General features: G+C 53.7%; 5 protein-coding genes, 4 pseudogenes and 1 riboswitch. Of the genes and pseudogenes, 8 read left to right on the forward strand and 1 reads right to left on the reverse strand.

Translation table 11 applies throughout. The annotated features are described in order from the left end of the window. Positions 1–290 precede the first annotated feature (290 nt). A complete protein-coding gene (uvrB, locus tag CS369_RS05520; protein WP_196906327.1) occupies positions 291–2,303 on the forward strand; it encodes an excinuclease ABC subunit UvrB in 2,013 nt (670 codons plus the stop codon). A gap of 24 nt (positions 2,304–2,327) precedes the next feature. Further along, a pseudogene (locus tag CS369_RS05525) lies at positions 2,328–2,762 on the forward strand (glyoxalase). An 18-nt stretch (positions 2,763–2,780) separates the two neighbouring features. Here CS369_RS05525 and yvcK read toward each other — a convergent pair. Continuing rightward, a pseudogene (gene yvcK, locus CS369_RS05530) lies at positions 2,781–3,688 on the reverse strand (uridine diphosphate-N-acetylglucosamine-binding protein YvcK). A 236-nt stretch (positions 3,689–3,924) separates the two neighbouring features. After that, positions 3,925–4,074, forward strand: a riboswitch (molybdenum cofactor riboswitch). On the opposite strand from yvcK, the gene moaA reads away from it, so the two are divergent. The 6 genes and pseudogenes from moaA (at position 4,062) to CS369_RS05560 (ending at position 7,965) form a co-directional block, all read left to right on the forward strand. Next, positions 4,062–5,051 (forward strand): GTP 3',8-cyclase MoaA, encoded by a 990-nt coding sequence (gene moaA, locus CS369_RS05535; RefSeq protein WP_196906328.1) that lies wholly within the window; start codon positions 4,062–4,064, stop codon positions 5,049–5,051. Its footprint overlaps the riboswitch before it by 13 nt. A gap of 40 nt (positions 5,052–5,091) precedes the next feature. Beyond that, positions 5,092–5,610 carry a molybdenum cofactor biosynthesis protein B gene (gene moaB, locus CS369_RS05540; RefSeq protein WP_196906329.1) on the forward strand — a complete coding sequence of 173 codons (519 nt, stop codon included), beginning with the start codon at positions 5,092–5,094 and terminating at the stop codon, positions 5,608–5,610. A gap of 2 nt (positions 5,611–5,612) precedes the next feature. Further along, positions 5,613–6,098 (forward strand): annotated as a pseudogene (moaC, locus tag CS369_RS05545) (cyclic pyranopterin monophosphate synthase MoaC). Beyond that, positions 6,095–6,340 (forward strand): molybdopterin synthase sulfur carrier subunit, encoded by a 246-nt coding sequence (gene moaD / locus CS369_RS05550; protein WP_196906330.1) that lies wholly within the window; start codon positions 6,095–6,097, stop codon positions 6,338–6,340. The pseudogene moaC and the gene moaD overlap by 4 nt, the downstream one beginning before the upstream one ends. A gap of 2 nt (positions 6,341–6,342) precedes the next feature. Beyond that, positions 6,343–6,812: pseudogene (gene moaE, locus CS369_RS05555) on the forward strand (molybdopterin synthase catalytic subunit MoaE). A 442-nt stretch (positions 6,813–7,254) separates the two neighbouring features. Continuing rightward, positions 7,255–7,965, forward strand: a complete 711-nt coding sequence (locus CS369_RS05560; RefSeq protein ID WP_196906331.1) for a Bax inhibitor-1/YccA family protein — start codon at positions 7,255–7,257, stop codon at positions 7,963–7,965. Positions 7,966–8,089: the final 124 nt, after the last annotated feature.

Consider the following 8,089-nt stretch of genomic DNA (forward strand, 5'->3'; position numbering starts at 1 on the left):
TGAATACTAGCTGTTGAAAAAGAATTCGAAGATAAGGGGGAATGTCGCGGTGATAAGTTTAGGGGGGCATAAATACCTCCTTTGGGAAGGTACAAGTGTAGATAATTATACTTGATTGAGGGTGTGTGCCACCATGATAGGGGAAGACCCTTTTATATCCAGTATACTGTGGGTAAACGAATTTCTGGGGCGCACTGTTAGTGCTATGCTTGACGCCTCACACTATTGTTGAATGTTACTGTGCGTTGCCTGGTTTCGCGACGCTTGGTCCACTTTCTGGCAGGTTGTTCATGAGCAAACCCTTTAAACTGTACTCCGAGTTTACCCCCTCAGGCGATCAGCCTGAAGCGATCCGTCTGCTGGAAGAGGGACTGGAGGCGGGGTTGGCACATCAGACGTTGCTGGGGGTAACCGGTTCGGGAAAAACCTTTACCATTGCCAACGTGATTGCGGATCTAAACCGCCCCACAATGGTGTTGGCGCCCAACAAAACGCTGGCGGCGCAGCTCTATGGTGAGATGAAAGCGTTTTTCCCTGATAATGCGGTTGAGTATTTCGTCTCTTACTATGATTACTACCAGCCCGAAGCCTATGTGCCCAGTTCGGACACTTTTATCGAGAAAGACGCATCGGTTAACGAGCATATTGAACAGATGCGTCTGTCAGCCACCAAAGCGCTGCTGGAGCGGCGCGATGTGGTGGTGGTGGCGTCGGTCTCTGCTATTTATGGGTTGGGCGATCCCGATCTCTATCTGAAAATGATGCTGCACCTGACGGTCGGCATGATTATCGATCAGCGCTCGATTTTACGCCGACTGACCGAACTGCAATATTCGCGCAACGATCAGGCCTTTACGCGTGGTACTTTCCGTGTGCGCGGCGAAGTGATTGATATTTTTCCGGCGGAATCCGATGAGATTGCGTTGCGCGTCGAGCTGTTCGATGAAGAGGTTGAACGCCTGACGCTGTTCGATCCGCTCACTGGCCAGCAGCTACAAACGGTGCCGCGCTATACCATCTACCCGAAAACACACTATGTGACGCCGCGTGAGCGTATTCTTCAGGCGATGGAAGATATCAAGGTGGATCTCGCTGAGCGCCGCAAGGTATTGTTGGAAAACAATAAACTGCTGGAAGAACAGAGGCTGACACAGCGTACTCAATTCGATCTTGAGATGATGAACGAACTCGGTTATTGCTCCGGTATCGAAAACTATTCGCGCTATCTCTCTGGGCGCGGACCGGGTGAGCCGCCGCCAACGTTGTTTGACTACCTGCCTGCCGATGGATTGCTGGTGATCGATGAGTCCCACGTGACTATCCCGCAATTGGGCGGCATGTACCGCGGTGACCGGGCGCGTAAAGAAACGCTGGTCGAATATGGTTTTCGTCTGCCGTCAGCGTTGGACAACAGGCCGATGAAGTTTGAGGAGTTTCAAGCGCTCGCACCGCAAACTATCTATGTTTCGGCGACACCCGGTAATTACGAACTGGAACATTCCGGCGGTGATGTCGTCGATCAGGTGGTGCGCCCTACGGGACTGCTTGACCCGCTACTGGAAGTGCGTCCGGTTGCGACGCAGGTGGACGATTTGTTGTCTGAAATCCGCAAACGCGTTGCGTTGAACGAACGCGTGCTGGTCACCACCTTAACCAAACGCATGGCGGAAGATCTCACCGAATACCTGAAAGAACACGGCGAGCGCGTGCGTTATCTGCACTCGGACATCGATACCGTCGAGCGCGTTGAGATCATCCGTGACCTGCGACTGGGCGAATTTGATGTGCTGGTGGGTATCAACCTGCTCAGAGAAGGGTTGGACATGCCAGAGGTGTCACTGGTAGCCATCCTCGACGCTGACAAAGAGGGCTTCCTGCGTTCGGAACGCTCCTTGATTCAGACTATCGGCCGTGCCGCACGTAACCTTAATGGTAAAGCCATTCTGTATGGCGACAAGATAACGCCTTCGATGCAGCGTGCCATTCAGGAAATGGAGCGGCGACGCGAGAAGCAACAGGCGTATAACGAAGCGCACGGGATTGTGCCTACCGGTCTTAACAAGAAAATCGACGATATTTTGCAATTGGGGCAACCTATGCCGAAAGGCAAAGGTCGTACCGGTCGTAAAGCCGCTGAGCCTGCCGCAGAATATCATGCACTGACGCCAAAAGCGTTGGAGCAAAAGATTCGTGAACTGGAAGGTCAAATGATGAAGCATGCGCAGAATTTGGAGTTCGAAGAGGCTGCGGCATTGCGTGACCAGATTCATGCCTTACGTGAACGATTTATCGCCGCATCCTGATTTCCCTGTGGAGCAAGGACCGACATGACATTTTCTCTACCCGATGTAGATGTACTGTTTATCGCGGGCTTCGGCCCTATCTTTGCGGACGCGGTGGCCAGTCGATCGCTCTATCTGGACACGTTACATTTGCCGCTTAAATCGTTGGGAGAATCGAGTGATTATCTGGTTGCCGATACGCTCGATGGGGTGAAACACTTTGCGCTGTGGCCGTTGGCGCAGGCGAGCCACTCCTGCTTCGGCACTGAGCGCTGACCGGATGATGTCACCGTGCCGCAAACCTGGTTGGAGTTTGAGGTTGCTGATATGGTGGCCGCCACAGCTGCGGTTAAACGGGCGGGATATACCTTGCTGGTAGATAACCGACTCGAACCGTGGGGGCAGTGGGTAACGAGTTTCCTAAGCCCGGAAGGCATTTTGGTTGGTGTTACCCATACGCCGTGGCTGCGCGGGGAATAGCCCTCGGCTGTAGTACGGTTAGCTCAGACGTTGCAGGGTAATTTCCAGCGCCTGGCGCAGCAGTTCGCGATCGTGATGGTGCGGCACGTCGGCCGCACTTAATGGCTGCTGTACGATGAGACGATCGTTGATGCCCTGCACCGAGGTGTGTGGACTCACGATAACTTCATCCACCACTTTACGCCCCACCTTGTTTTCGATCATGGCGAGCTTTTGTGCCAGCGTCATATGGGCTGCAGCCTGATTGAGTTCTCGTCCCAGATTGCCGATATACACCATCTGCGCTGGCGTACAGCGCAGGGCACGCGCCAGATCGTCCAGCAACAGCAGGGGCATCAGACTGGTCAGAAAGCTGCCCGGACCAATCAGGATCACATCGGCCTGGTCGATGGCATCAATCGCTTCCTGCGTTGCCTTGACCACCGGGTGGAGTTGCAGCTCCTGTGGCAGTACGTTCAGATTGTCTATTTGCACTTCACCGTCGATCTGGTTTCCTCCGGTGTCGGTAGCGACCAGATCGACGGGTTGTTCTGACATTGGGATCAGCACCGCATCCACTTTCAGCAGCCCACGAATCAGGTTGATGGCTTCCAGCGGCCGCACGCTCAGATGATCCAGGGCTTTGAGCATCAGGTTGCCCAGATTGTGCCCGGCGAGTTCGAGCTGCCGGTGAAGCGGTATTCAAACATGGCGGAGGCCACACTCGGGCTGGTGATCAGTTGATTCAGGCAGTTGCGCATATCCCCCCAGGCGATGCCACCCTCTGCGCGGCGGATCCTTCCCGTCGAACCGCCATTATCGGTGGTCGTCACAATGCCGGTGAGTCGTGAACCCAGGGAGGAAAGTGATGACATAACGCGACCGAGGCCGTGCCCGCCACCCAGCGCGACAACCTTGTCGAGATCGGCTAACGTGCGATTGCGCATAGAGACCTTTTGCAAAAGAGGGGGAATTCACGTGGCTAAGGTAGCTGATTTCTCTCATAAAGGCGAAAAAAACCAAAAATCTTTGCCTCAGGATGATTTACGACAATTTTTTCCGCCTCTTTTCGACTATGCTGAAGGCCTGTCGAATATAAAAATCTTTATATATAATATAGTTACATAAATATATAACGAATATCTGGGTGACGTAGCGCGTGAGTAACGCTAGACTCTTCTTTGATGAAATCAGACTCCTAGCCTTTGTGCCTAAGTGATGTGGCAGTGACTGCGTCATAGGGTGCTCTGGCCGTGACCCTTGAGGTCACCAGGGTGCAGGGGAGAAATGCCCGCGCCTCCCGAATTTGGAAAGGTGTTTATGCTAAGTCAATTGACGGATGCGTTTGCGCGCAAGTTTTATTATTTGCGCTTTTCGATCACAGATGTATGCAACTTTCGTTGCACCTACTGTTTGCCTGATGGCTATCAGCCTTCTGGCGCACCCACCAAGCGTTTTCTCTCTCTGGATGAGATCCGTCGGGTCAGCCGCGCTTTTGCTGCTCTCGATACGGAAAAACTCCGTTTAACCGGAGGAGAACCTTCGTTAAGACGCGACTTTGTCGAGATTTTAGCCGCCATTCGAGAAAATCCTTCGATTAAAACCCTTGCGGTGACCACCAATGGCTATCGGCTGGCGCGCGATGTAGCAGTATGGCGCGATGCCGGGCTAACGGCGTTGAATGTCAGTGTCGATAGTCTGGATGCGCGTCAGTTCCATGCGATCACCGGGCAGGATAAGTTTCATCAGGTGATGGCCGGGATCGATGCCGCTTTTGACTGCGGTTTTGCCAAAGTCAAAGTGAATACCGTGCTGATGCGTGACGTGAACGATAATCAACGGAATGCGTTCCTGCACTGGATCAAGGACAGGCCCATCCAACTGCGTTTTATCGAACTGATGGAGACCGGAGAGGGAAGGGAGCTGTTTGCCCGTCACCATCTGCCCGGAACGGTCATTCACGACAAATTGTTGGCCCAAGGCTGGCAACTGGCGCCGCGCGGCCGCAGTGATGGGCCAGCCCAGGTGTTTCGGCACGATGATTATCAGGGCGAAATCGGCCTTATCATGCCCTACGAGAAAGATTTTTGCCTGAGCTGCAACCGTCTGCGTGTGTCCGCCGTGGGTAACCTACACCTGTGCCTGTTCGGCGAGCAGGGCATTCCCTTGCGCGATCTGTTGGCGGAAGATAGCCAAATGGACAACCTGGCGCTGCGTATTGCGGGTGGGTTATCGCTGAAAAAACAGACCCACTTCCTGCATGATGGCAACAGCGGCATAACGCAGAACCTTTCTTTTATCGCTGGTTGATAGCTACTCTAGCGATTTTTCGTGTTAAGAGGCGTGTGATATGAGCAAGGTCAGTGATGACTTTATTCCGCTGCAAATTGCAGTTTTGACCGTTTCTGCGCGTCGTACCGCGCAGGATGATACCTCGGGTGACTATTTGCGCGAAGCGACGCAGGAAGCCGAGCACCAGATTGTGGCTAGCGCCATCGTCAAAGAGAACCGCTACCAGATTCAGGCGCAGGTTACCGCCGAGATTGCCAGCGAGACGGTGCAGGTGATTCTAATCAATGGTGGAACGGGTTTCACTGCGGGTGATGTCACGCCAGAAGCCATCTCGCCGCTGTTCGATCGCTCGATTGACGGTTTTAGTGAACTGTTTCGCATGGTCTCCTATGAGGATATCGGCACCGCCACCCTTCAATCCCGTGCAGTTGCAGGTCTTGCAAACCAAACGGTTATCTTTGCCGTGCCCGGTTCGACACGTGCGTGTCGCACTGCCTGGGAACGTATCATTCAGGAACAGTTGGATGCCCGGCAAAAACCGTGCAATTTCTTCCCCCATTTAAAGAAATTGAATTAATCATGTCATCTCAGTTCACCCATATTAATGCCGCCGGCGAAGCCACCATGGTGGATGTGTCAGCAAAAGCCGAAACGGTGCGCGAGGCGCGTGCAGAAGCCTTCGTCACGCTGTCAGCGCAAACACTGTCGATGATTATCAATGGGCAGCACCACAAAGGTGACGTATTCGCAACCGCGCGCATTGCCGGGATTCAGGCGGCTAAACGCACCTGAGAACTGATTCCCCTGTGCCATCCTCTGTTGTTAAGCAAAGTTGCCGTTGAGCTGACGGCCGAGCCTGAGCACAACCGGGTGCGCATCGAATCGCTGTGCCGTTTAACCGGCAAAACTGGGGTGGAGATGGAAGCGCTGACCGCTGCCTCGGTAGCTGCGTTGACCATTTATGACATGTGCAAAGCGGTGCAAAAAGACATGATCATTGGTCCGGTGCGTTTGCTGGCAAAAAGCGGTGGCAAATCCGGCGATTTTCAGGCGGAGGTGCAATGATTAACGTGTTGTTTTTCGCACAGGTTCGTGAACTGACGCAAACGGATTCGCTTAGTCTTCCTGCGGAATTTTCCAGCGTGGAGGATTTGCGTCAGACGTTGGTCACACGCGGTGAACGCTGTGCGCTGGCGCTGGAGTCCGGCAAATTGCTGACAGCCGTGAACCAGACGTTGGTCGAGCCTTCACACCCGCTACGCGATGGTGATGAAGTGGCGTTTTTTCCACCGGTAACCGGAGGCTGATGATGCCAGTGAACCCACAACCAGAAACCCGGATTGAGGTCGGCACTGCGCCGTTTGACGTGGGGCTGGCCTATCAGTGGCTGGCGCAATGCGACGAAGACGGTGCCGTGGTCACGTTCACCGGTAAAGTGCGCAACCATAATCTGGCTTCCGATGTGAGTGCATTGACGCTGGAGCACTATCCGGGGATGACAGAGAAAGCGCTGGCGGAGATCGTTGAGCAAGCCAGAGAACGCTGGGCATTACCGCGTGTCTATGTGATCCACCGCGTTGGACCGCTCTATCCCGGCGATGAAATCGTGTTTGTGGGCGTAAGCGCTGCACACCGTCAGGAGGCCTTTGACGCCCCGCAATATTTATCATGGATTACCTGAAAACCCGCGCCCCGTTCTGGAAACGGGAAGCGACGCCGGAAGGCGATCGCTGGGTGGATGCGCGTGACAGTGACCATGCCGCTGCCCAACGCTGGTAGTTATATCCGTCATACTTCAAGTTGCAGATGCGTTGGCAGCGCTCGTTATTCGGCCCATCCCTGGGCCTCACCTCTTACGAGGCCGCCGCACGCGGCGTTCAAATCTGCTCCCGGCAGATTTGTCAACCGAATCAATTACTTGAGTAAGCTCATCGGGATTCCCTCCCTTGCCGCGTTACGAGACTCATAAATGAGCCTCGCCCTAAAGGGCCAGCGTAAGCGCTGTTCAAAACGTAAACGTTTTTGTCCTGCAACTCGAATTATTTAGGGTATAACGCTCAAGAGGTTTCACCTTCTTCGTTTGATTAACGTTCGTTGAAGCTGGCGTGATTTTCGCCACATGCAGCGCAGTGCCATATGATACACTTATTAGTGGTAGGCGATGCATGCCCGAGTCACAATCTCTGTCTGCGCTGCCAGACAGCAACGTAAAGGTAGTATCATGGATCGGTTGCCTCGTTCAGACGATTCGATAGTCGAACGCGCCAATAGCGGCCTTCAGGCGTATATGGCGCAGGTTTATGGCTGGATGACCTGCGGTTTATTACTGACGGCGTTTGTTTCCTGGTATGCGGCGCAATCCCCCGCGATAATGAGTTTCGTCTTTTCCAGCCGGATTACCTTTTTCGGGCTGATCATTGCTCAGTTGGGGTTGGTGTTCATGATTTCCGGCATGGTACAGCGCTTGAGCGGTAGCGTGGCGACAGGGCTGTTTATGCTCTATTCAGCGTTGACCGGATTAACGCTCTCCAGCATCTTCATCCTCTATTCTGGGCAATCGATCGCCAGCACCTTTGTCATTACGGCAGGGATGTTCGGCGCCATGAGCCTGTATGGTTACACCACCAAACGCGACCTGAGCGGCCTGGGCAGCATGCTGTTTATGGGCCTGATCGGTATCGTGCTGGCGTCGTTGGTCAATATCTGGTTGAAAAGCGATGCCTTGATGTGGGCTGTAACCTATATCGGTGTGGTGGTATTTGTGGGTTTGACGGCCTACGACACGCAAAAGCTGAAAAATATCGGTGAGCAACTCTCTGCTGACGACCGCGACAGCTTCCGCAAATATGCCATTGTGGGCGCACTGACGCTTTACCTGGACTTTATCAACTTGTTCCTGATGCTGCTGCGTATTTTTGGCAACCTCCGCTAAGACGCAACAAGACACACGGCCCCGTGAGTAATCCGCGCGGGGCTAATGAGATGGTCACCCCCCCTGTAGCGGTACGCTGGCAGGGTGTTTTTCTTTCAGGAGAGGCCATCATGGAAAATGTTGC

It is taken from the genome of Candidatus Symbiopectobacterium sp. 'North America' (assembly GCF_015762685.1).
Taxonomy (GTDB): Bacteria; Pseudomonadota; Gammaproteobacteria; order Enterobacterales; family Enterobacteriaceae; genus Symbiopectobacterium.

Coding starts and splice junctions, on each gene's coding strand:
- CS369_RS05560 (WP_196906331.1), top strand. CDS start 7,255: ATGGATCGGTTGCCTCGTTCAGACGATTCGATAGTCGAACGCGCCAAT.
- moaB (WP_196906329.1), top strand. CDS start 5,092: ATGAGCAAGGTCAGTGATGACTTTATTCCGCTGCAAATTGCAGTTTTG.
- uvrB (WP_196906327.1), top strand. CDS start 291: ATGAGCAAACCCTTTAAACTGTACTCCGAGTTTACCCCCTCAGGCGAT.
- moaA (WP_196906328.1), top strand. CDS start 4,062: ATGCTAAGTCAATTGACGGATGCGTTTGCGCGCAAGTTTTATTATTTG.
- moaD (WP_196906330.1), top strand. CDS start 6,095: ATGATTAACGTGTTGTTTTTCGCACAGGTTCGTGAACTGACGCAAACG.